25 protein-coding genes, 1 tRNA gene and 1 pseudogene are annotated in these 20919 nt (G+C 51.6%); 23 read left to right on the top strand and 4 right to left on the bottom strand.

What is annotated here, in order from left to right; all coding sequences use genetic code 11:
• Positions 1-43 precede the first annotated feature (43 nt).
• The 5 genes from LK436_RS11010 (at position 44) to LK436_RS10990 (ending at position 4134) form a co-directional block, all read left to right on the top strand.
• Positions 44-1429 (top strand): amidohydrolase, encoded by a 1386-nt coding sequence (locus LK436_RS11010; protein WP_008398361.1) that lies wholly within the window; start codon positions 44-46, stop codon positions 1427-1429.
• Positions 1430-1760: 331 nt separating this feature from the next.
• A tRNA-Ala gene (locus LK436_RS11005) sits at positions 1761-1833 on the top strand.
• Positions 1834-2018: 185 nt separating this feature from the next.
• On the top strand, positions 2019-2837 hold the full coding sequence (locus LK436_RS11000) for an SOS response-associated peptidase (RefSeq protein WP_008398358.1): 819 nt from the start codon (positions 2019-2021) through the stop codon (positions 2835-2837).
• 124 nt (positions 2838-2961) lie between these two features.
• On the top strand, positions 2962-3276 hold the full coding sequence (locus tag LK436_RS10995; RefSeq protein ID WP_008398357.1) for a hypothetical protein: 315 nt from the start codon (positions 2962-2964) through the stop codon (positions 3274-3276).
• Positions 3277-3396: 120 nt separating this feature from the next.
• Positions 3397-4134, top strand: a complete 738-nt coding sequence (locus tag LK436_RS10990) for a GNAT family N-acetyltransferase (RefSeq protein ID WP_147594774.1) — start codon at positions 3397-3399, stop codon at positions 4132-4134.
• Positions 4135-4220: 86 nt separating this feature from the next.
• Here LK436_RS10990 and LK436_RS10985 read toward each other — a convergent pair whose 3' ends face one another.
• The gene (locus LK436_RS10985; RefSeq protein ID WP_008398355.1) at positions 4221-5015 is read right to left on the bottom strand and encodes a DUF3298 and DUF4163 domain-containing protein; all 795 of its coding nucleotides are present in this window, start codon (positions 5013-5015) and stop codon (positions 4221-4223) included.
• A gap of 100 nt (positions 5016-5115) precedes the next feature.
• On the opposite strand from LK436_RS10985, the gene LK436_RS10980 reads away from it, so the two are divergent.
• Positions 5116-6054: a DUF1848 domain-containing protein gene (locus LK436_RS10980; protein ID WP_322746514.1), complete on the top strand. Its 939-nt coding sequence runs from the start codon at positions 5116-5118 to the stop codon at positions 6052-6054.
• A gap of 100 nt (positions 6055-6154) precedes the next feature.
• On the opposite strand, the gene LK436_RS10975 is transcribed toward LK436_RS10980, so the two are convergent.
• Positions 6155-6298, bottom strand: coding sequence for a hypothetical protein (locus LK436_RS10975; RefSeq protein WP_008398353.1), 144 nt, complete (start codon positions 6296-6298; stop codon positions 6155-6157).
• 298 nt (positions 6299-6596) lie between these two features.
• On the opposite strand from LK436_RS10975, the gene LK436_RS10970 reads away from it, so the two are divergent.
• From LK436_RS10970 to pgeF, 14 genes are all read left to right on the top strand, one after another.
• Positions 6597-7238, top strand: coding sequence for a helix-turn-helix domain-containing protein (locus LK436_RS10970; RefSeq protein ID WP_008398352.1), 642 nt, complete (start codon positions 6597-6599; stop codon positions 7236-7238).
• A 46-nt stretch (positions 7239-7284) separates the two neighbouring features.
• Entirely contained in the window at positions 7285-8637 is a 1353-nt protein-coding gene (locus LK436_RS10965) for an MFS transporter (RefSeq protein WP_166460509.1), read from the top strand.
• A gap of 146 nt (positions 8638-8783) precedes the next feature.
• Entirely contained in the window at positions 8784-9371 is a 588-nt protein-coding gene (locus LK436_RS10960; RefSeq protein ID WP_044931582.1) for a GNAT family N-acetyltransferase, read from the top strand.
• Between the two features lie 74 nt (positions 9372-9445).
• Complete coding sequence (gene ylxM, locus LK436_RS10955) at positions 9446-9808, top strand: YlxM family DNA-binding protein (protein WP_008398349.1); 363 nt, start codon at positions 9446-9448, stop codon at positions 9806-9808.
• A gap of 31 nt (positions 9809-9839) precedes the next feature.
• Positions 9840-11198, top strand: coding sequence for a signal recognition particle protein (gene ffh, locus LK436_RS10950; protein ID WP_008398348.1), 1359 nt, complete (start codon positions 9840-9842; stop codon positions 11196-11198).
• A 57-nt stretch (positions 11199-11255) separates the two neighbouring features.
• A complete protein-coding gene (rpsP, locus tag LK436_RS10945) occupies positions 11256-11495 on the top strand; it encodes a 30S ribosomal protein S16 (protein WP_008398347.1) in 240 nt (79 codons plus the stop codon).
• A gap of 85 nt (positions 11496-11580) precedes the next feature.
• Positions 11581-11808 carry a KH domain-containing protein gene (locus LK436_RS10940; RefSeq protein WP_021965798.1) on the top strand — a complete coding sequence of 76 codons (228 nt, stop codon included), beginning with the start codon at positions 11581-11583 and terminating at the stop codon, positions 11806-11808.
• An 80-nt stretch (positions 11809-11888) separates the two neighbouring features.
• The gene (rimM, locus tag LK436_RS10935) at positions 11889-12401 is read left to right on the top strand and encodes a ribosome maturation factor RimM (RefSeq protein ID WP_008398345.1); all 513 of its coding nucleotides are present in this window, start codon (positions 11889-11891) and stop codon (positions 12399-12401) included.
• A gap of 30 nt (positions 12402-12431) precedes the next feature.
• Complete coding sequence (gene trmD, locus LK436_RS18550; protein ID WP_147594773.1) at positions 12432-13904, top strand: tRNA (guanosine(37)-N1)-methyltransferase TrmD; 1473 nt, start codon at positions 12432-12434, stop codon at positions 13902-13904.
• Between the two features lie 185 nt (positions 13905-14089).
• Entirely contained in the window at positions 14090-14437 is a 348-nt protein-coding gene (gene rplS, locus LK436_RS10920; protein ID WP_008398341.1) for a 50S ribosomal protein L19, read from the top strand.
• A gap of 159 nt (positions 14438-14596) precedes the next feature.
• Positions 14597-15475 carry a ribosome biogenesis GTPase YlqF gene (gene ylqF, locus LK436_RS10915; protein WP_008398340.1) on the top strand — a complete coding sequence of 293 codons (879 nt, stop codon included), beginning with the start codon at positions 14597-14599 and terminating at the stop codon, positions 15473-15475.
• The gene (locus tag LK436_RS10910) at positions 15472-16143 is read left to right on the top strand and encodes a ribonuclease HII (RefSeq protein WP_008398339.1); all 672 of its coding nucleotides are present in this window, start codon (positions 15472-15474) and stop codon (positions 16141-16143) included. Before ylqF ends, LK436_RS10910 begins: the two co-directional genes overlap by 4 nt.
• Positions 16144-16145: 2 nt before the next feature.
• A complete protein-coding gene (locus tag LK436_RS10905; protein WP_008398338.1) occupies positions 16146-16526 on the top strand; it encodes a YraN family protein in 381 nt (126 codons plus the stop codon).
• Between the two features lie 60 nt (positions 16527-16586).
• Positions 16587-17438 carry a peptidoglycan editing factor PgeF gene (gene pgeF / locus LK436_RS10900; protein ID WP_008398337.1) on the top strand — a complete coding sequence of 284 codons (852 nt, stop codon included), beginning with the start codon at positions 16587-16589 and terminating at the stop codon, positions 17436-17438.
• 213 nt (positions 17439-17651) lie between these two features.
• Here the strand turns inward: pgeF and LK436_RS10895 are convergent, their stop codons facing one another.
• A complete protein-coding gene (locus LK436_RS10895; RefSeq protein WP_015574163.1) occupies positions 17652-17858 on the bottom strand; it encodes an alpha/beta-type small acid-soluble spore protein in 207 nt (68 codons plus the stop codon).
• A 358-nt stretch (positions 17859-18216) separates the two neighbouring features.
• On the opposite strand from LK436_RS10895, the pseudogene rsmD reads away from it, so the two are divergent.
• The 3 genes and pseudogenes from rsmD to LK436_RS10880 form a co-directional block, all read left to right on the top strand.
• Positions 18217-18798, top strand: a pseudogene (rsmD, locus tag LK436_RS10890) (16S rRNA (guanine(966)-N(2))-methyltransferase RsmD); the annotation flags it as partial.
• Between the two features lie 22 nt (positions 18799-18820).
• Positions 18821-19312, top strand: a complete 492-nt coding sequence (gene coaD / locus LK436_RS10885) for a pantetheine-phosphate adenylyltransferase (protein ID WP_008398332.1) — start codon at positions 18821-18823, stop codon at positions 19310-19312.
• A gap of 24 nt (positions 19313-19336) precedes the next feature.
• Positions 19337-19918 carry a hypothetical protein gene (locus LK436_RS10880; protein WP_008398331.1) on the top strand — a complete coding sequence of 194 codons (582 nt, stop codon included), beginning with the start codon at positions 19337-19339 and terminating at the stop codon, positions 19916-19918.
• Here the strand turns inward: LK436_RS10880 and LK436_RS10875 are convergent.
• On the bottom strand, positions 19893-20906 hold the full coding sequence (locus LK436_RS10875; protein ID WP_008398330.1) for a hypothetical protein: 1014 nt from the start codon (positions 20904-20906) through the stop codon (positions 19893-19895). The genes LK436_RS10880 and LK436_RS10875 overlap by 26 nt on opposite strands.
• Positions 20907-20919: the final 13 nt, after the last annotated feature.

Genomic DNA, 20919 nt, shown 5'->3' with positions numbered 1-20919 from the left:
TGCCGGAAAAAGGTTCTGTGAAGCAGGAGAAGGAGGAAATGTCATGGAAGATGCAGAGATGAAAGATGCGGAGATAAAAAAATCAGAGATGAAAAATACCTCTGAGAACAGGGAGGATATGTATCAGAAGATTGCGAAAATGGCAGAAAGTGAGAGAGAGGAGCTGACGAAGATTCGCCGTGATTTTCACCGGTATCCGGAAACAGGGTGGCTGGAAATGCGCACCTCCGCCAAAATTGCAGAGTATCTGAAGAGCCTGGGGCTGGAGGTGCTGACGGGAAAAAGCGTCTGCCGGGAGGGAGCCAGAATGGCTGTGCCGGACGGTGAAACGCTCAGAGAACACTTCGAGAAGGTAAAGAGCCAGGGAGCGCCGGAGGAATTTCTGACAGAGGAAATGGGGCAGGGCTACACGGGAGTCGTGGGGATTCTGCGCTGCGGCGAGGGGCCTGTGACAGCCCTGCGGTTTGACATTGACGCTCTGCCCATGACGGAGGCCTCCGACGAGGAGCACCGCCCGTACAGGGAAGGCTTTTCTTCTGTCAACCATGGGATGATGCATGCCTGCGGCCATGACTGTCATGGGGCCATCGGTCTGGGAACGGCGAAGCTGCTGTCAGAGATGAAAGACAGCCTTCACGGCACTGTCAAATTTTTGTTCCAGCCTGGGGAGGAGGGGACAAAGGGCGCCTACGCCATGGTGGAGAACGGGCATCTCGACGGAGTGGACTATTTTGCCGGAACCCATGTGGCGCCGGATGACAGGGAGGATGACGGGGATATTACGCCGGGAACCTACGGCTCTCTGGCCACCTGCAAGTATCAGGTTTTATTTCACGGACAGTCAGCCCATGCCGGGGGATTTCCGGAGGAGGGGAAAAATGCCGTTCTGGCTGCCGCCCATGCAACTGTGGGACTCTCAGGAATCGCCCGCCACAGCCAGGGAATCAGCCGTGTCAATGTGGGGGTCATAAAGGGCGGCAGCAACAGCAATGTGATAGCCGACGAGGCCATGCTGATTATGGAGGTGCGCGGTGAGACGACGCAGATTAACGACTATATGGACAAACGGGCAAGGGAGATCTGCCAGGCGGCCGCCGCTATGGAGGAATGTACCTGTGAGATGGAGCTTTTAGGCCATGCTCCGTCCCAGGTCAGCAGCCCGGAGTTAATTGAGCGGATTTCGAACATGGTAAAGGAACACCTTCCCCAGTACCGTGTCAGCAGCAACCCCAACGCGAGAAACTGGGGCAGCGAGGACATTGGATTTATGATGAACCGTGTCCAGGAGCAGGGAGGACAGGCCGTGTATATGAGAACCATGACGAAAATGGCCTCCCCGCAGCACACGGTCCGCTTTGATGTGGATGAGGAGGTGCTGGTAAAAGGAGTGGCTGCCTTTTCAGCGATTGTCTATGATTTGATGAAGTAGGCGGACAGAAGAAAAAGAAGGCCGGAGACTTCCAGGCAGGCGAAAGTGCACTGGAGTGCTCCGGTATCTGTCTGAAAGCTCTCTGTATCAGACGATAGAGGTATATCGCACTGGTTTTTCCGGTTTCAGCTCTGGACAGGTGAACACTGGAAATGCCGGCTTACTCAGAAAGCAGACATGGCATATTTTGCAGCCTGCGCCGCGCAGGCAGATGAAAAAGGAGGAAAGAGACAGGGGCAGCGGCCAGATTAAAAGAACAAATAGTTGAAAAAAACTTGCATAAACAGATTTTTTATGGTATTATATGACCTGTCAGAAGAATTAAATATTTGGGGATATAGCTCAGCTGGGAGAGCGCTTGAATGGCATTCAAGAGGCCGTGGGTTCGAGTCCCATTATCTCCACTTTCGTGAAACCCTTGTAAATATTGGATTTTCCCTTTATTTACAGGGCTTTTTTTAACCACACCTGTGCGGAAGGCTTCTCCCCGCCTTTTCCCTGCCTGGCAGCGCAGATACAGCACGAAGATTATCAGGCTTCTTTGGAAAGACAAAGGCCTGACTGATTCAGAAAAACTGTGGTATACTTTATGACAGAGGCTGCAGAAGCCAGGAAGGACGGCAGACATGAAAGAAGAAAAGATACTGCCGGAGGTATCAAGTGGGACTGCGAGAGAATGAGAGGAGGGGGAATGTCTATGTGCGGCCGCTATTATCTGAATGGAGAGACAGTCAGAGAAATAGGAGAACTGCTTGCTTTATGGAACCGCAGGGCAGGAGGAAAAGACTGCAGCAACACAGGCTGGGAGACTTCTGGCTGGGAAAAGGAGAGAGGTCTGTGGAAAAAGAGGGGCCGAGAGACTCTGAAAGCCGCAGCGGAAACAGGGAGAAAGGCCCACATGGAGGCAGGGGAGGAATTTTGCCCAGGCAGGACTGCTCCCGTTCTGGTCTGGAGTGGTGAGGAATTTGCGGTAGAGGAGAAACGATGGGGATTTTCCGGAAGGGAGAAGAACCGGCTTCTTTTTAATGCCAGGGCGGAGACGGCTATGGAAAAGCCCAGCTTTCGGGGATGTATGGAAGCGCGCCGCTGTCTGGCTTTGGCCTCCTGCTTTTATGAGTGGAATCAGGCAGGAGAGCGTTTTACCTTTACGGGACCGGCGGGAGAGAGCCTTCTTCTGGCCGGATGCTACCAGGCCGGTGAGGAGAGAGATGAGTTTGTCATCTTAACGGTCGGCGCCAATCAGGCCATGCTCCCTGTACACGAGCGCATGCCTCTCATCATAGAGAAGAGCTGCGCCTGGGAATGGCTGAAGGACGGCAGAAAGACTGCCGGGTTCCTGGAAGGGCCCTTCCCTGAAATCGAGAAAAAGACAGAGTATGAACAGCTCAGTTTTTCCTTTCTGCAGTGATAGAAGACGGGTTTTCCATAAAATGTATCTTGAACCGCCTGTGTGAATCTGATATAATCAACTCAAAAGAACGTATGTTCTGATTGGGCGGCGATTTGCCTCACAGTTTCAGGAGGGGATAGGAATGGTATTTAAGACAGACTTCGGCATACAGGATAAAGACAGCGGCCGGCTGAGGGGCAGACAGCTTGCAGTTGCCTGCGGCTGCTGGTTTACCAGTACGGGCAGGCCGATTCCGCGTCTGATTAAATTTCAGGACGAAAACGGGGAGCTTCAGACAATCCAGACGATACAGGTGGATTACGAGGAGGAAAAGCACTACTCAGGGATTCCCTTTCATGAATTCGGCTGCCGGATTTTTTTCCACGGTCTGTGGATGCAGGTGCATCTGCTGTATATGAAGGAGCAGAACCGCTGGCTGATGCAGATTCCGGGATAGAGGGGAAGAGGGCGAAAACAGGACGGAGAAGGCTTTGGGGCAGGTTTCCGAAAAAGCGGCTGAAAATAGGGCTGCAGGAGGAGCATACAGGTGCAGAAAAATGGTCAGGAGGAGAAAAATATGGAATTCAGGGAAGAGAGAGGGCTGAACAGGGCAGATGAGGAAGACAGGGCAGTTTCCCTGCTGTGCCGCCGCGGGCTGTTGGCCCATGTGGATATGATAGAGGCAGTCAGGAGAAAAAATGCGCAGATCCTGTACGCCTGTGAGGACGGCGTTATGATCTACGAGACAGACAGCAGAACCTGCATGATTGCGGCAGACAATCTGGAGCCGTGCCGGAATATCCTGAAAAAGAATACATACCATCAGTTCGCTGTGCATAACAGAGAACTGGCCGAGGAAATTCAGAAAGAGTATCACTTTTCCACAAGTGTGGCCACCAGTCAGGCTGCATGGATGAAGGAAGAGCCGCCTGCATTTGACGACAGCGGCATTATCCGCCTGAAGCCGGAACATGCAAAAGAGGTGTGCAGCCATTACACGACCATGGAAGATCCCGGAGAGTATGTGGAGGAACTGATTTCCAGGGGACAGATGTGGGGAATGTTTCAGAATGGAAATCTGGCCGGCTTTGTGGGAGAACACCTGGAAGGAAGCATGGGGCTTCTGGAAGTCGTGCCGGAATACAGACGGCAGGGGATAGGCTTTCGTCTGGAGGCTTATCTGATCCGCCGCTTTGTAGAGCAGGGAAGGATCCCGTTCTGCCAGATCATTGAGGGCAATGACGAGTCCATGAATCTTCAGAAGAAGCTGGGCATGGAGGTCGCTGCCCCGCCGACCTGGTGGCTTTTTGACTAAACCCGTTTAAAGGGAGAAAAGCGACAGGCAGACGGCCGCTGCCGGCAGGAATGCCTGCCTGTCAAGCAGCGGCGGGCTGTCAAAAATCAGTCAAAGGTGCCGACAAGGCTTTCGGGAATTGTAAATTCTACAGCTCCCATGGAGCCGGGAGCCACAGAGTACTCGTCAAAGGCTACTATCAGGGAGCCGCTTTCTGACAGATAGAAGCTCTCTTCGCCTGTCAGACCGGAGAAACCGTCTGTGGCAGGATCCAGGAAATAGGTTACATTCTTATCTGCCTCCATCTGCTCCTTCATCTGGCTCAGGATATTATCGCTGACTTCTTTCAGAGCTTCCTCGCTTCCGAGCAGTTCAGACAGAGTTAAGAGTTCCCCTGTCTGTTTATCCACTGTATAGGTTTTGAAAGATTCGGCTCCGCTGGCCATAATACGGGTGGTGATGATGCGGAGGGAGAGATAACGTGTCCCGTCGTGGGTAACCTCATAGGCGGAGGAAACGGAATAATGCCCCTTATCGCCTGCCTCATCTCTGGCCTCCTCATATTCGGCAATCAGGCCGTCAATGTAGGAGGAAATTTCCTGGTTGGCAGGCAGCTCCTCCCCTGATTTGTCCACGAGAACAGGCCGGGCAATGTCTGCTGAAACTCTCTCATTTCCATCCTGGTACGTTTCTCCCTTCTCTACACGTATCCCGGATTCACTTTCTGCCGAAGAGGATTCACTGGAACTTTCCTTAGAATCTTCCGTTTCCTGTTCAGAGAGCGAAGATTCCAGGGCAGCTGAGGTTGATGCAGTTCCGGTGTCAGGCGCGCTGCCGGTGCAGCCGGTGAAAAGCAGCATGGCTGCTGACAGATATGGAAGAATTAAATACTTTTTTTTCATAGAAAATCTCTCCTTTTCTTTATTTCTATAGTATAGACGGAGCAGGGAACAAAAAAGTTGGGACAAAAAAATTTTTTTAAAGTCAGTGAGACTTAGGGAGGTGGATTCATTGATTCTCAGCGTCAGCAGAAGGACGGATATTCCGGCCTTTTACAGTGAGTGGTTTTTTGGCAGGCTCAGGGAGGGAAGCTGTCTGGTCAGGAACCCATTTAACCCGCATCAGCTCAGCAGAATTCCCATGACGCCGGAAGCGGTGGAGTGTATCGTATTCTGGACCAAAAATCCAGGCCCGATGCTCGGAAAACTTGGGCTTCTTGATCCAATTCCCTTTTATTTTCAGTTTACGCTGACCGGATACGGGAGAGACATAGAGCCGGGATTTCCGCATAAAAAAGAGTGCATGATTCCTATATTCAGGGAGCTGTCCTCGCAGGTTGGGAAAGACAGAGTCGTGTGGAGATACGATCCGATCTTTTTTACTGACAGGTACACGGCCGATTACCATCTCAGGGCCTTCGGGCAGATTGCAGAGGCGCTTCAGGGATATACCAGACGGGTGGTCATCAGTTTTCTGGATCTTTATGCAAAGGTAAAGAGAAATATGAAAGCATATGGAGGAGAACTGAGAACCATGCCTGACAGCGGCGCATTCGGTCCGTTTGTCAGCGCTCTGTCGGAAATTGCCGCAGAACATGGAATGGAGATCTGCGCCTGCGCGGAAGCCTGTGATCTGTCCCGGTTTGGAGTAAAGAAGAGCGGCTGCATCAGCAGGGAGCTCCTGGAACGGGCGGCAGGGCGGAGTGTGGAGACGAGAAAAGCAAAAGGCCAGAGAGGGGAATGTCTCTGCGTGGAGAGCACAGATATAGGAGCCTACCATACCTGCCCCGGCGGCTGTCTGTACTGCTATGCCAACGACAGCAGAAGAAGGGTGGAGGAAAACAGAAAACTCTGGGATCCCAATTCTGCCCTGCTGTGCGGAGCAGTTGGAAAAAACGACAGGATAGCGGAAAAGCGTGCAGACAGAAGAGGTATACGGTAAATCATACCTCTTCTGCCTGCACGCTTTTCCATACTGTCCTGCATCTGCAGCCAGTCTCTCACAGAATGCAGGGATGCACGCGTTCTGTGTGAATGAAATTTTACATTTCAGGCATAGGTGCGGTGTAGAATCCCAATTTGATTTCATACTGTCCCTCTCCTAACATAGCTACTGCAGAAGAAATATATGCCGCCTCCCAGTCCGCATACTGCTGTAAAACCACGAATAAAATTGTTTTTTTCAACTTTCTTTTCTCCCTTTCCGACTCTGATTAACAGGTATATTATATCTTCATCCGCTGTCACCTGCAATGAAAACGTGTTTGCGTTCCTGCGGGCATTATTTTTTTCAATTGCTTTTATTCCGTTAAAAATGGAAACCTGGGATCGTGCGGGAGAAAAGTCAGGATTGACATAACAAAAAATGTTATGATATAATCAAAAAACAAACATAACAATTTATGTTATGATCGACATATCTGGAAACAGTATGCAGGGGTAAATGGAGAATTGAAATCAAGGGAACACGAGGAGGAAGATTAGATGAGACAATCAAAACCGCCAAGAACAGAATCACAGGAAATTTCCGATCAGGAGAGATCTGCGGCAGGGAGGAAAAAACTCTATCTGCGCACGGAAAAAGAACTGAGAGCCTACATGCATCCGCTCCGGCAGAAGATTCTTCACTGCCTCTACCTGGAGCCGTCTGGAATGACGGCCAAGCAGCTTGCAGACTGCCTTCATGTGGCCCCGTCCAGCACAGGGCACCATCTGGCAGCTCTTGAAAAGGTGGGACTTGTAGAACTGTCCCACACAGAGAAGATTCATGGCCTGACAGCCAAATATTACCGCGCAGCGCCGGTGGATGTGTATCTGAAAGAAACGGAACCGGCAGCCGGTCAGATGAGAGACGCACTCGTAAGAAATTCCATGAACGAGCTGGAGGAACATTTTTTTAACATGGTTCGGGAGGCGGAGAAGAAATCCCAGGAATTAAACCCTGAGAAGGGGGATGCTATGTTCGGCGTCGTTTATCTGAAACAGGAGGAGATCGCACAGCTTCGCCGCAGGCTGGCAGATTTTTTATCAGAGTATTCAATACCCTCGGAAGGGACGGTACCCTGCGAGTATGGCCTGATTTTCTGCCAGGCTGAAAATGGATGGAAAAAAGGTGAAAAGAGGTGACAGGGATATAGAAAAGGATACAGAGAAGAAAGAGGAGCAAAAGCTAATGGGCAGAGGGATACGAAAAAACAGAATTTTTTGGGGAGCGCTTCTGGCGCTGGGACTGGAGGCTGCCAGGAAGGGAGCGCTGGCCGCAGTGCTGAGCCTGATTGTGCTGAGAAAGGGACTGACTTTTTCACAGCTCTCAGCTGCGTTTGCCGTTTTTTCAGCCGCATCATTTCTGCTGGAAGTGCCCAGCGGGGTGCTCGCCGACTGTGCAGGAAGAAAACGGGTATTTATTACGGCGCAGGCTGTAGGGCTGGGAGCCCTGCTTCTGATGCTGGAGGGACGTTCCTTTTGGGCAGTCTGTACAGCGTTCTTTCTCTACGGCGCATCCGGAGCATTTTCCAGCGGAAGCATGGACGCACTGTACATGGACTCCTGTATTGCAGATGGAACCATTACAGTTGAGAGAGGAGCTATGCACCTGGAGCTGGCAGAAATTTCAGGCTGCGCAGGGGGAGCCCTTCTCGGAGGTGTTCTGAACTATGCCGGCGGGAGGCACTCGGCAGAGACGGCGAGCCAGCTTGTACTGACTGGGGCAGTGATACTGACGGCAGCGGCCCTCTTTTGCGCCCTTTTCTTTACCGCAGAGGCAGGGGCGAACAAGGCGTCTTATAAGGGTCATGCAGAGGACGAAGGAGTGCGGGAGAAGGCAAAACGGAAGGGAGAAAACCATCTGGCGGCCAGAGAGGAAACGGGAGAAAATAGAAGGGCTTTCTGGGAGCTTTTGTCAAACGGTCTGCCCATTCTTCTTGGCAGTTCTCTGTTTGCAGGTTTTTCTTTGGCACTCATGGAGACATACTGGCAGCCGATGCTGGCGGGGCTTCTGCCGGGAGCACAGGATTCCTGGATTCCCGGCGTTCTGGGATTTTTTTATTACGCCGCCTCTGCGGCAGGAAGTCTGGCTGCCGGAAAATATCTGAAGGAGGAAACAGCCGTCCCGGCCTTTGCGCTGTCAGGTCTGATGACGGGAGGAGTTCTGCTGCTTCTTTGCAGGTCAGAGACAGTTCTCTTTTTTTCAATGTTTTATCTCCTTCTTTACTTCTTGCTCGGAATTTTTTCCATGGCCCAGAGCAGTGCAGTCCACCGGGCAGTATCGCCGGCTCTTCGGGCTACAGCCCTCAGCGGAGGAGGGCTTGCCATACAGATAGGAGGCTTTCTGGCCAGCTGTTTCGCAGGCTTTACTGCAGATAAAATCGGAATATCCGGCCTGTGGCTGATTGCCGGCCTCATATTCTTAACTGGTACAGGAAGTGCGGCCGCTTTGCTTTGGCACATGCAGAAACCGCACAGAGAAGGACAGAGGAGCAAAAAGATACAGACTCAAAAGCCTGCAGACAGGGAAAATATGGTATAATGGCTGCAAGCAGGCATTATACCTGCGCATACCGGTTTCAGCATGCACTGCTGAAAGCCGGGCGCTGAGTTCCGCCGGAGGCTGCCATATCCGGAGGATATGGTATAATGGCTGCAAAAATAAAAGCAGAGAAGGAAGGAATATCCATGAATCACAGCGGAACGAAACGGTTGGAGACAAAACGTCTGATTCTTCGCCGGTTTACAGAGGACGATGCGCCTGCCATGTATAAAAATTGGGCCAGTGACGGCGAGGTGACAAAATTTCTGACCTGGCAGCCCTACAAAAGTCTGGAGGACGCTGAAAAAACGCTGGCAGTGTGGGTGAGAGATTATGGGAATGAGAGAAAAGACTGCTATCAGTGGGCCATAGTATTAAAGGGAGAGGAAGGATCTGCCGGGGAGCCCATCGGCAGCATCAGCGCGGTAAAGCACGATGACAGTATTTCTATGGTACAGGTGGGCTACTGCCTGGGAAAGCGGTGGTGGCACCAGGGGATCATGACAGAGGCCCTCAGCTGCGTGATGGATTACTTTTTTGATACGGTAGGTGCAAACCGCATAGAAGCCCTTCACGATGTGAACAACCCTCATTCCGGTCAGGTGATGAAAAAATGCGGGATGCGCTATGAGGGGACGATGAGGCAGGCAGGAAGAAACAACCAGGGCCTCTCAGATCTGTGCTGCTATGGGGCGCTTGCAGAAGATCGGATGTCAAAAAACAGGGACAGATGATTCTTAAAAACAGGTTCTGAAAAATATTTTTGACTGTAAAGCAAAAATGCTTGACAGAAGGCAGGCCCTATGCTATGATGATGCAGGTGATTGAAATGGAAAAAATTGTGGAACAGACATTGCTTTATGATTTCTACGGCGAACTCCTGACGGACCACCAGAAGGAAATCTATGAGGATGCCGTGTTTAACGATTTGTCTCTCAGTGAGATTGCAGACCAGCAGGGAATCAGCCGGCAGGGTGTCCATGACCTGATAAAGAGATGCGACAAAACTTTGGCCGGATACGAGGAAAAGCTCGGTCTGATCCGAAAGTTCCAGAGAACCAGGGAGCTGGTGGAGGAAATTCACGAGCTGACCAGGAGGTTTCGGGAGAGTGGAGACGAGGCCCTGATCGACAGGATTGGGGAGATTTCCAGCGATATTATCAAACTGTAACAGGATACTGTGACGGACAGGAGGTTGCCGGATGGCTTTTGAGAGCCTTGCAGACAAGCTGCAGAATGTATTTAAAAATCTGACTGGAAAAGGCCGACTGTCGGAGGCTGATGTGAAGGCCGGACTCAGGGAAGTTAAGATGGCCCTGCTGGAAGCGGATGTCAGCTTCAAGGTAGTAAAACAGTTTATCAATTCTGTTCAGGAGAGGGCAGTGGGACAGGATGTCTTAAACGGTCTGAATCCGGGACAGATGGTCATAAAGATTGTAAATGAAGAGCTGGTAAAGCTGATGGGCTCCGAGATGACGGAGATTGCCCTGCGGCCTGCCAATGAGATTACAGTGATTCTCATGGCCGGACTTCAGGGAGCCGGTAAGACGACCACTACGGCCAAGATTGCCGGAAAGCTGAAGGCAAAGGGAAGAAGTCCTCTCCTTGCGGCCTGTGACATCTACCGCCCGGCAGCCATTGAACAGCTCAAAATCAACGGAGAGAAGCAGGGAGTTCCCGTGTTCTCCATGGGAACGGGCCACAAGCCGGTAAATATCGCGAAGGCTGCCATCGAGCACGCAGCGAAAAACGGCAACAATGTGGTCATCCTCGATACGGCCGGCCGTCTTCATATTGACGAGGACATGATGAACGAGCTGGTGGAGATCAAGGAGAATGTATCTGTTGACCAGACGCTTCTCATCGTGGATGCCATGACCGGACAGGATGCGGTCAATGTAGCCGGAATGTTCAACGACAAGATTGGCATTGACGGCGTAATCCTGACAAAGATGGACGGCGATACCAGAGGCGGTGCAGCCCTCTCTATCAAGGCAGTGACAGGAAAGCCGATTCTCTATGTGGGAATGGGCGAGAAGCTCTCCGATTTGGAGCAGTTTTATCCGGACCGGATGGCGTCGAGAATCCTCGGAATGGGCGACATTATGTCCATCATTGACAAGGCTACAGCCGTGATCGACGAGGAGAAGGCAAAGGAGCTTTCCCAGAAGCTCAAAAAGGCAGAGTTTGACTACAACGATTTCCTCGACCAGATGCGCCAGATTAAGAAGATGGGCGGCATGGCCAGCATTCTGAACATGATGCCGGGCATGAACCAGCTAAAAGACGTAGATCTGGACGGCAACGAGAAAGTGATGGAGCGGGTGGAGGCGATTATCCTCTCTATGACAAAGGAGGAGAGGAGCAATCCAGACCTGATTAACCCGTCGAGAAAGAAGCGCATTGCGAGGGGCGCAGGCGTGGACATTGCCGAGGTAAACAGACTGGTCAAGCAGTTTGAGCAGATGAAAAAGATGATGAAGCAGCTTCCGGGCATGATGGGCGGCAAGCGCCGCGGCGGTCTCGGAGGTCTGATGGGAAAGATGAAGCTCCCCTTTTAGTTAGTAAATGCGCAAGCATTTCCTATAGAAGACTCACTACAAGGAGGTGAAATTGAAATGGTAAAGATGAGACTGAGAAGAATGGGCCAGAAGAAGGCACCTTTCTATAGAATTGTTGTTGCAGATTCCAGATCCCCGAGAGATGGAAGATTCATCGAGGAGATTGGCTACTATGATCCAAACACAGAGCCGAGCACCATCAAGATCGATGAGGAAGCTGCTAAGAAGTGGTTAGCAACAGGCGCTCAGCCAACAGAGACTGTTGGAAAGCTTTTAAAAATCGCCGGTATCCAGTAAATAGCTTGTATGAAGAATGCCTTTTAAAGGCATTTTTCATAGGCTGGTTTCGGCCCTGCCGTTTCCGGTCAGCGAGGTGAATGGTATGAAAGAATTAGTGGAAGTGATTGCAAAAGCGCTGGTTGACAACCCAGATGAGGTTGCAGTTACAGAATCTGTTAAAGATGACGAGATTGTAGTTGAGCTGACAGTCGCTTCTTCCGATATGGGTAAGGTGATTGGAAAGCAGGGCAGGATTGCAAAGGCGATCCGCTCTGTTGTAAAAGCAGCCGCATCAAAAGAAGATAAGAAAGTTATTGTAGAGATTCAGTAACTACGAAGCCGCCGGCCCTATGAGCAGACGGCTTTTTGCTTTTACAGGCAGACGGAAGGAAGTTTCAGAGGAGAGAGCATATGGAGCAGTTTTTGCGGGTGGGAGTGATCACCTCGCCGCACGGCGTACGGGGTGAGGTAAAGGTATTTCCCACAACCGATGACATAAACCGATTTAAAAAGCTGAAGGAGGTATTTCTGGACACAGGAAAAGAGAAGATCCTTCTTCACGTGGAGCAGGTAAAATTTTTTAAGGGAATGGCAATCCTGAAATTTAAGGAGTTTGGCAGCATCAACGAGGTAGAGCCTTTCAGAAAAAAGGATCTGCTGGTTTCCAGGGACAAGGCGGTGAAGCTGGCCCCAAACGAAAACTTTATCGTGGATCTCATCGGCCTTACCGTTGTGACGGACGAGGGGGAGGAGTTCGGAACCGTGAAGGATATTCTCCAGACGGCTGCCAACGATGTGTATGTGATCGAGGGCAAGGACCACAAGGAATACCTCTTCCCCTCCATCAAGGAGTGTATTCTGGATGTGGATCTGGAAGCTGGCAGGGTGCTGGTCCACATTATGGACGGACTTTTGGATCTGTAGCCCGGCAGGGGAAGGTTTTAGGAGGATGGAATGAATTACCATATACTGACATTATTTCCCGAGATGGTGATGGGAGGACTGAAAAACAGCATTATCGGCCGCGCCATGGAAAAAGGGCTGATCACCGCGGAGGCGGTCAATATCCGTGATTATTCTGCTGACAGGCATCACCATGTAGATGACTATCCCTACGGCGGAGGTGCAGGGATGGTCATGCAGCCGGGGCCGGTGGTGGAGGCCTATGAAGCCCTTTCAGCCCGCATCGGAAAGCGGCCGAGAGTGATCTACATGACGCCCCAGGGCCGCGTATTCACCCAGAAAATCGCAGAGGAGCTGGCCAGGGAGGAGGAGCTGGTGTTTCTCTGCGGCCATTACGAGGGGATCGACGAGCGGGCTCTGGAGCTGATTGTGACGGATTACCTGTCTGTGGGAGACTATGTGCTGACAGGCGGCGAGCTTCCTGCTATGGTGATGATTGACTGCATCTCCCGCCTGGTGCCCGGAGTGCTGAACAATGACGAGTCGGCAGAGTTTGAATCCTTTCACGATAATCTGCTGGAGTACCCTCAGTATACGCGCCCGGAGGAATTTCGCGGGAAGCGGGTGCCGGAGGTGCTGCTTAAAGGGGATCACAAAAAGATTGAGGCCTGGCGCAGAGAGCAGTCCATCCGCCGCACCATGGAGCGCAGGCCGGAGCTGATGGAGGGAGCAGTCCTCACAAAGGCCGAGAGCGCCTATGCCGACGGCCTGAAAAGGGGGATGGAGAAGGCAGCCCGCGCGTCCTACCGGGTGCTGAGCTTTGATCTGTTCCAGACTCTGGCAGATGTGAATGCCAGGATTCCCGAGATCTGGAAGGAAATCCTGGGGGAGCATTACACAGAACGCCGTGCCAGAACGGGAGCGGAGGCGGTTGTGAGCGCCTACGGAAAGCTCCTGCGGGATTCGTTCAGGAAAAGGAAATTTCTGGACATGGAGGAGATGTATCTGCGCTGTTCAGAGGAGGTGCTCCGTGTTACCGGGTTTGGAGGAGAAAAATTCGGCGTCTCCAGGGAACAGATGGCGGAGGTGATCCTGAAAAATCACAGCCAGGCCCCTGTGTATGAGGATGTGGTTTCGGTGCTTAAAAAACTGGGGGAACGGTATCGCCTGATTCTATCCAGCGATGCCAGCCCCCTTATGGCAGAGGGAGTCCTTGAGAGACTTAAGAAAGAGGGCGTCACATTTGAGCAGGTCTTTCTCTCTGACGAGCTTCATATCTGCAAGGGAAGACCGGACGGAGCCTTTTTCGATACGGTTGTGAGGACACTGGGAGTGAGGCCGGAGGAGATTCTCCACATTGGCGACAGCCCCAGCGAAGTGTCGGGAGCGGCCGCAGCGGGAGTCCACACCTGCCTGCTCAGCCGCGATTACACACCGTATAAGGGAAAGGTGCAGCCTGACTACAGGATAGAAAGCCTGGAAGAGGTGTTCCGGTACCTGAACGGAGGCGGAAGTGCTCTGTAATTTTTCCAGACTCCGCGCCGGAAACCAGTCAGAAAACCAGTCAGAAAATCAGTCAGAAAATCTGCAGAAAAAGCCTTGCGCGGGCAGAAATTCTGTGGTACAATCTATACTCGTGAAATAAAGAGATGGTCCTCTGTTACGCATTGTATTAAGAACATCAAAGATTTTAAAGGAGGTTCACTTAGATGAACGAGATTATCAAGAACATTGAGAACGCACAGTTAAAGGCAGAAGTGCCGGAGTTCCACGTAGGCGATACAGTTAAGGTATACGCTAAGATCAAAGAGGGAAACCGTGAGAGAATCCAGGTTTTCGAGGGAACAGTAATTAAGAGACAGAACGGCGGCATCCGCGAGACTTTCACAGTAAGAAAGAACTCCAACGGCGTTGGCGTTGAGAGAACATGGCCGGTACACTCCCCATCTGTTGAGAACATCGAGGTAGTGAGACGCGGTAAGGTTAGAAGAGCGAAATTAAACTACTTAAGAAGCAGAGTTGGCAAGGCTGCCAAGGTAAAAGAGTTAGTTAAATAATTCTTGTAATCAGAGGGACAATGAAAATTGTCCCTTTCTCTATATAACAGGAAACTTCGTTCCCTGTTATATAAAAACGCTCCGCGGGGATCGCACTGCGGCGGAAAGGAAAAATTCCCGCAGACCATACAAACAAAAGTCAGTAAAGGAAACGAATTTATGAATATACAGTGGTATCCGGGCCATATGACAAAGGCCAAACGAGCCATGAAGGAGGACATCAAACTCATCGATCTGGTGATTGAGCTGGTGGATGCGAGAATGCCTCTGGGGAGCCGAAACCCTGACATCGACGAGCTGGCCAGGGGAAAAGGGCGGATGGTTCTTCTCAATAAGGCGGATCTGGCAGACGAGAGAATGAATGAACAGTGGACCTCCTGGTTTAAGGAGAGAGGCTTCCATGTGATCAAAATCAATGCGCGGACGGGAATGGGGTTAAAACAGATTCATCCCATGGTTCAGGAGGCCTGCCGCGAGAAGATCGAGAGGGACAGAAGGCGGGGAATCAAGAACCGCCCGGTCCGCGCCATGGTAGTGGGAATCCCCAATGTGGGAAAATCCACCTTTATCAATTCTTTCGCCGGAAAGGCCTGCGCAAAAACGGGGAATAAGCCGGGCGTGACAAAGGGAAACCAGTGGATTCGTCTGAACAGGACGCTGGAGCTGTTAGACACGCCGGGTATCCTCTGGCCCAAGTTTGAAGATCAGACAGTCGGCCTGAATCTGGCCTTTATCGGCTCTATCAATGACGAGATTATTGACAAGACAGAGCTGGCGGCGGAGCTGGCAGACTTTTTGATGATTCATTACCGGGAGATGCTGGAGGCCCGCTACCAGCTGGTGCCCGGGGAGAAGTACGAGCCCTACCAGGTGCTGGAGCAGATTGCCAGAGTGCGCTCCTGCCTTCTCAAGGGAAATGAGCTGGATCTGAAGAAGGCGGCCAACCTGTTTCTGGATGATTTCAGGAGCGGAAAGCTGGGAAGAATCACCCTGGAATTTCCGGATGGCAGAGAGCAGGACAAAGGAGCGCAGGTATGAAGCCACTGAGCGGTGAAAAGCTTAAAAAGGAACTTCTCCGCCTGGAGGGGATGAAGGAATACGAAAGGAAATATGCCTCCTGCGGCTTTATCTGCGGGATCGACGAGGCGGGACGTGGCCCCCTGGCCGGCCCGGTGGTGGCGGCGGCCTGCATTCTCCCGACGGACTGTGAGATCCTCTATCTCAATGACTCCAAAAAGCTGACAGAAAAGCGCAGAGAGGAGCTGTTTGTGGAGATTCAGGAAAAGGCGGTATCCTTTGGTGTGGGCATTGTAAGCCCGGCTGTCATTGACGAGATAAATATCCTTCAGGCCACCTACGAGGCCATGCGCCAGGCAGTGGAAAAGCTGTCTGTCAGGCCGGACGTGTTTCTCAATGATGCGGTGGTGATTCCAGGCATTGACGAGAGCAGGCAGGTGAAGATTATAAAGGGCGACGCAAAGAGCGTTTCCATTGCGGCTGCCAGTATTCTTGCCAAGGTGACCAGGGATCACATGATGGAAGAATACGACCGGCTGTACCCGGAATACGGCTTTGCCAAGCATAAGGGGTACGGGACGAAGGCTCATCTGGACGCTGTCAGGGAGCACGGCATGTGCCCGATTCACAGGAGAAGTTTTCTGAAGAAATTTATGGAGCGGGAGGCAAAGGAGCTGGAAAGCGAATAGAAATGCAGGAAGAAAAACGAAGGAAGGGCCCGGCGGGCAGGAAGAGTACCAGGGCCAGAGGGGCCAGGTATGAGGATCTGGCTGCCGCCTTTCTGGAAAAACAGGGCTATGTGATTCTGGAAAAGAATTTTTTCTGCAGGACCGGAGAGATTGACATTATCGCGAGAGAGGGAGACACGCTGGTCTTTGTGGAGGTAAAATACAGAAAGGATCTGGCTGCCGGAGATCCGGCAGAGGCTGTAAATGAGAGAAAGCAGGAAAAGATCCGGAAGGCCGCTGCCTTCTACCTCTATGCAAGAGGGCTCCCTCCGGAACAGCCCTGCCGTTTTGACGTGGTAGCGATTCTGGGAAGTGACTTCAGGCTTTTGCGGGATGCCTTCTGACCGTAAAAGATTCAGCCTCTCGGAACCTCTTTTGCCCAACAGAACAGGAGAATAAAACCCATGGAAATTCATTTTAAGAAAAAAGACGAGAGGGCCGTTTTAAGGCTTCGGGAGAGCCGGGGAGTCCCCTATCTGTCCTTTCCGGCTCTTGAGGAAACGGGACTGGTGGCCCATGCCTTTTCCACCCGCCTGGGGGGTGTGAGCAAAGGGGATTTTGCGACGATGAATTTTTCCTTTACCCGGGGGGACAACCCGGATGATGTGCTGGAAAATTACAGCAGGATGGCGGCAGCTCTCGGCGTGGAGAGGGAAAAGATGGTTCTAACGTATCAGACCCACACGACCAACGTGCGCCGCGTCACAGAGGAGGATGCCGGAAAGGGCGTGGTGAGGGAGAGAGATTACAGGGATGTGGACGGACTTATCACGGACATTCCCGGGCTCACCCTTGTGACCTTCTTTGCCGACTGTGTTCCCCTCTATTTTCTGGATCCGGTCCGCCGGGCCATCGGGCTGTCACATTCCGGCTGGAGGGGCACGGCAAACCGGATGGGACAGAAGACAGCCGAGGCTATGAAGGAGGCTTTCGGGACAGAGCCGGAGGACCTGATCGCCTGCGTGGGCCCAAGCATCTGCGCAGACTGCTATGAGGTGGGGCCCGAGGTGGCCGAGGTCTTTGCCGACAGCTTTGGAAAAGAACACAGGGAAAGCATTCTGAGGAAAAAGGAAAACGGCAAATACCTCCTTGACCTGTGGGAGGCCAACCGGATCGTCCTTCTGGAGGCCGGAATCCGGCCGGCAAATATTTCTGTGACAAATATCTGTACCCACTGCAACCCCGAGCTTCTGTTTTCACACAGAAGAAACGCCGAGCGCCGGGGAAACCTCTGCGCTTTTCTGAGCCTGAGATAGAGGTCTGCACCCTCCATCAGCTCCGGCCTGCGCTCCATGGTGCGGAGGAAACATGGCAGGACGGCAGAATAAACAGCAAAAAAGAACTGGGCCAGAGGAATTGTCTCTGTCCGCAGTTCCTTTTTTGTTTGCCTCTGTGGCCCTACAGAAAAGAGCTTTCACTCTCTGTCATGCAAGGTGTTCTGAAGCTGTGTGCGCTGTGTCTGAAACAGCTTATTTGCCGGCCATCTGTCTTTCCTGAGCCTCGATCATCTTCTTAACCATATATCCGCCTACAGAACCGTTCTGAGCAGAAGTTAAGTTGCCGTTGTATCCGTTGCTGTTTAACGGAACACCAAGCTCATTGGCAACCTCCATCTTGAATCTGTTCATTGCTTCCTTAGCCTCTGGTACATTCATTGTGTTGTTATTTGTAGACATAACAAACCCTCCTTTTCATCTGACTTTTGCCCATGCTCTATTTCATTTTGTCTTGTCTTCATGGGCTGTTTTTTATGCTACACTCCTATTATGTGTTTAAAACGCAATAATACACTGGCATCTTTTGTGCAGATTTCCAGTGTCTGCCTGAGTTCGGCAGAAGAACGCGCAAATATTTTTTATTAGTTGAAGAAACGAAACAGAACCTTCCCGAAACTGCAAAAACGACGCTTTCGGACGCTGCAACAGCCAAAAACATGGCCTGTTCGTAAAATTTTGGCTTGTATATAATAGAATTACATACTATAATATGTTTTGACGAACAGGCAGGAATCCTTTTGTCAAAAAAGAACAGCAGGACAAAGATATGAGAGTAATAGCAGGCAGCGCGAGAAGGCTGCTTTTAAAGGCACCGGAAGGGATGGACACCAGGCCCACCACAGACCGGATAAAGGAAACCTTGTTTAATATGATTCAGGATGAGCTGTACCACTGCCGTTTTCTCGACCTTTTTTCCGGAAGCGGGGGAATCGGCATCGAAGCCCTGAGCCGGGGCGGCGAGCTGGCAGTGTTTGTTGAGAACAGCCCGAAGGCTGTGGAGGTGATCCGCAGCAATTTAAAGACAACCCATCTGGAGGACAGGGCGATGGTGATGAACTGCGATGTGCAGACTGCTCTGAACCGTCTGGAGGAGAGAGGGATGTCCTTTGATTTTATCTTCATGGATCCGCCCTACAATCACCTTTACGAGAAACAGGTGTTAGAACGCCTGTCAGGCTCACCGCTTATAAAGGAGAATACGCTGATCATTGCAGAGGCGTCCAGGGAAACGGACACATCCTACATTCCGTCTCTGGGATTTTGCATCAGCCGCGTAAAGGAATACAAGACGAACAAGCATTTATTTATTACTCCTGCCAGGCGGTTGGGGGATTCTTGAATACTAAAGGAGAAAACAGTATATGAAAACAGCCATATATCCGGGCAGCTTCGATCCGGTAACTCTGGGGCATTATGACATTATTGAGCGCTCTTCCCAGATTTTCGACAGACTGATCGTGGGGGTTCTCAATAATAGTGCAAAATCTCCATTGTTTTCTGTGGAAGAACGTGTTAAGATGTTAAAAGACGTGACAAAGGAGCTTCCGAATGTGGAGATTAAGTCATTTGACGGACTTTTGATCGACTTTGCACGGGAAAATCAGGCGCAGGTGATTGTCAGAGGCCTGCGTGCGGTTACAGATTTTGAGTATGAGCTTCAGATGGCGCAGATGAACCGCGTGATCGCCCCGGAAATTGACACACTGTTTCTGACTACAAACCTGAAATACGCATACTTAAGTTCCAGTATTGCCAAGGAGGTCGCCATGTATGGAGGAGATATCTCGGCATTTCTGGATCCGGCGGTAGAGAGGGAAGTGCAGAAAAAGTGTTCTGTCATTCAGAAACGGTAAGAAGGGTAAAGGAGATTGAGTGCTATGAGCAGAATTGAACAGATTATCAACGAAATTGAAGAATATATTGAGAGCTGCAAATTCCAGCCTCTGTCCAATACGAAGATTCTTGTAAATAAGGAGGAGATCGAGGAGCTTCTGGTAGAGCTTCGTCTTCGTATCCCGGAGGAGATTAAAAAGTATCAGAAGATTATCAGCAACCAGGATGCGATTCTTCAGGAAGCCCGCTCTCAGGCTGACGCCATGGTGGCCAAGGCTACCGCTCAGACGAATGAACTGGTCAATGAGCACGAGATTATGCAGAGAGCCTACGCTGAGGCGGAGGGGATTATTCAGAACGCCCAGGCTCAGGCCCAGGCTATTGTGGACAATGCAGTGGGAGAGGCAAACGGCATCCGCCAGGGAGCTGTTCAGTATACGGATGATATGCTGAGAAGCCTCCAGACGATTATCAAGCATTCCATGGATGAGGCCCAGAGCCGCTTTGATTCCTTTGCATCCTCCCTTCAGTCCAGCTATGACATTGTCTCCTCAAACCGCAATGAGCTGGCCGGAAGCCTGGTGCAGCAGCCGGAGGTGCCTAACCAGGAGATGACAGCAGAATAAACAGAGCCGTGGACAGGACGAGGTGAGCGAGCTTCCACAGTACATAATGCCGGATGGAGAGTCCGGCATTTTTTTCGATATGGGGCTTTCGGGGCCCTATGACGGCAGAAACCTGAAAGATGCCGGAGAGGCCGCCGAACACAGCCGAGCCCAGCATGGCGGCAGCAGCCGGAACGCCTGTCATGGAGGCTGCGATCTCCCGGATTCCCGTAGTCATCTCCACAGCCCCCAGAAGACAGGGACCAAGGAAGCTTCCCGGAGGGGAAAAATGGCCGAGAAAGACGGCCAGAATAGAAAAGATCATCAGGTACACCCCGATTTTTGCCATAATTTCCAGGCAGTTCATCATCAGCCCGTCAAAGGAGGGCGTATCCTCCGACCGCTCAGAGTCGCCGGGAAAACCGGCTGCCGGTGAAAGGGGTTCTGATGGGCGTAAGAAACCCCTGTCAGTTTTTTGGCAGGAGCTCCTCTCTGAGATTTTTGAGGCTTTGCGAACCCCATAGAGACGGCCTGCTGCCAGAGACAGGGGCAGAAGAGGCAGATAGACTGATGCCAGCACCAGGGGGAAGGAGACAGACGGCTCTAAAAAAGACCGCAGATACCCTGACAGGAACATGGGGCTGGGCCAGGCGGAGACGGCTAGGAGAAGCTTTGCCTCCGAAAGAGAGATGCTTCGGCTTTGGAGCAGATCTGCCGTGGTTTTGGGCCCCATGGGATAGCCGCACAGAAGGCCGGAAAGAAGGGCATAGCTTCCCTGCCTGGACAGTCCCAGGCGGGAGAGAACTGGAAAAAAGGGAGCGGTCAGCACAGGCACAGCTCCGGACACCACGATGGCATTGGAGCAGAGCATGAAGGGAAGAAGCGTGGGAAGAACCGTGTTGAACCACAAAAGGAGGCCGTTTTTCGCCCCCTCCAGGGACAGGGAAGGGTTCAGGAGCAGAAGAAACAGAGTGCTGACGGCAAAAAGCCGGAGAATGGATTTTTTCATGGCAGACCGAATA

The sequence above is a fragment of the Clostridium sp. M62/1 genome, from assembly GCF_020736365.1.
GTDB lineage: Bacteria > Bacillota > Clostridia > Lachnospirales > Lachnospiraceae > Otoolea > Otoolea saccharolyticum_A.
This window is presented reverse-complemented; position numbering and strand designations above follow the sequence as displayed.

What these genes read in the sequence shown, in the direction of transcription:
- LK436_RS10910 (WP_008398339.1), top strand. Translation starts at nt 15,472, where the DNA reads ATGAAGCCACTGAGCGGTGAAAAGCTTAAAAAGGAACTTCTCCGCCTG.
- LK436_RS10990 (WP_147594774.1), top strand. Translation starts at nt 3,397, where the DNA reads ATGGAATTCAGGGAAGAGAGAGGGCTGAACAGGGCAGATGAGGAAGAC.
- ylqF (WP_008398340.1), top strand. Translation starts at nt 14,597, where the DNA reads ATGAATATACAGTGGTATCCGGGCCATATGACAAAGGCCAAACGAGCC.
- rimM (WP_008398345.1), top strand. Translation starts at nt 11,889, where the DNA reads ATGGAGCAGTTTTTGCGGGTGGGAGTGATCACCTCGCCGCACGGCGTA.
- coaD (WP_008398332.1), top strand. Translation starts at nt 18,821, where the DNA reads ATGAAAACAGCCATATATCCGGGCAGCTTCGATCCGGTAACTCTGGGG.
- LK436_RS10970 (WP_008398352.1), top strand. Translation starts at nt 6,597, where the DNA reads ATGAGACAATCAAAACCGCCAAGAACAGAATCACAGGAAATTTCCGAT.
- ylxM (WP_008398349.1), top strand. Translation starts at nt 9,446, where the DNA reads ATGATGATGCAGGTGATTGAAATGGAAAAAATTGTGGAACAGACATTG.
- LK436_RS10905 (WP_008398338.1), top strand. Translation starts at nt 16,146, where the DNA reads ATGCAGGAAGAAAAACGAAGGAAGGGCCCGGCGGGCAGGAAGAGTACC.
- LK436_RS10965 (WP_166460509.1), top strand. Translation starts at nt 7,285, where the DNA reads ATGGGCAGAGGGATACGAAAAAACAGAATTTTTTGGGGAGCGCTTCTG.
- LK436_RS10940 (WP_021965798.1), top strand. Translation starts at nt 11,581, where the DNA reads ATGAAAGAATTAGTGGAAGTGATTGCAAAAGCGCTGGTTGACAACCCA.
- LK436_RS11010 (WP_008398361.1), top strand. Translation starts at nt 44, where the DNA reads ATGGAAGATGCAGAGATGAAAGATGCGGAGATAAAAAAATCAGAGATG.
- pgeF (WP_008398337.1), top strand. Translation starts at nt 16,587, where the DNA reads ATGGAAATTCATTTTAAGAAAAAAGACGAGAGGGCCGTTTTAAGGCTT.
- LK436_RS10995 (WP_008398357.1), top strand. Translation starts at nt 2,962, where the DNA reads ATGGTATTTAAGACAGACTTCGGCATACAGGATAAAGACAGCGGCCGG.
- LK436_RS10880 (WP_008398331.1), top strand. Translation starts at nt 19,337, where the DNA reads ATGAGCAGAATTGAACAGATTATCAACGAAATTGAAGAATATATTGAG.
- trmD (WP_147594773.1), top strand. Translation starts at nt 12,432, where the DNA reads ATGAATTACCATATACTGACATTATTTCCCGAGATGGTGATGGGAGGA.
- LK436_RS10875 (WP_008398330.1), bottom strand. Translation starts at nt 20,906, where the DNA reads ATGAAAAAATCCATTCTCCGGCTTTTTGCCGTCAGCACTCTGTTTCTT.
- LK436_RS10895 (WP_015574163.1), bottom strand. Translation starts at nt 17,858, where the DNA reads ATGTCTACAAATAACAACACAATGAATGTACCAGAGGCTAAGGAAGCA.
- LK436_RS10985 (WP_008398355.1), bottom strand. Translation starts at nt 5,015, where the DNA reads ATGAAAAAAAAGTATTTAATTCTTCCATATCTGTCAGCAGCCATGCTG.
- rpsP (WP_008398347.1), top strand. Translation starts at nt 11,256, where the DNA reads ATGGTAAAGATGAGACTGAGAAGAATGGGCCAGAAGAAGGCACCTTTC.
- LK436_RS10960 (WP_044931582.1), top strand. Translation starts at nt 8,784, where the DNA reads ATGAATCACAGCGGAACGAAACGGTTGGAGACAAAACGTCTGATTCTT.
- ffh (WP_008398348.1), top strand. Translation starts at nt 9,840, where the DNA reads ATGGCTTTTGAGAGCCTTGCAGACAAGCTGCAGAATGTATTTAAAAAT.
- LK436_RS11000 (WP_008398358.1), top strand. Translation starts at nt 2,019, where the DNA reads ATGACAGAGGCTGCAGAAGCCAGGAAGGACGGCAGACATGAAAGAAGA.
- rplS (WP_008398341.1), top strand. Translation starts at nt 14,090, where the DNA reads ATGAACGAGATTATCAAGAACATTGAGAACGCACAGTTAAAGGCAGAA.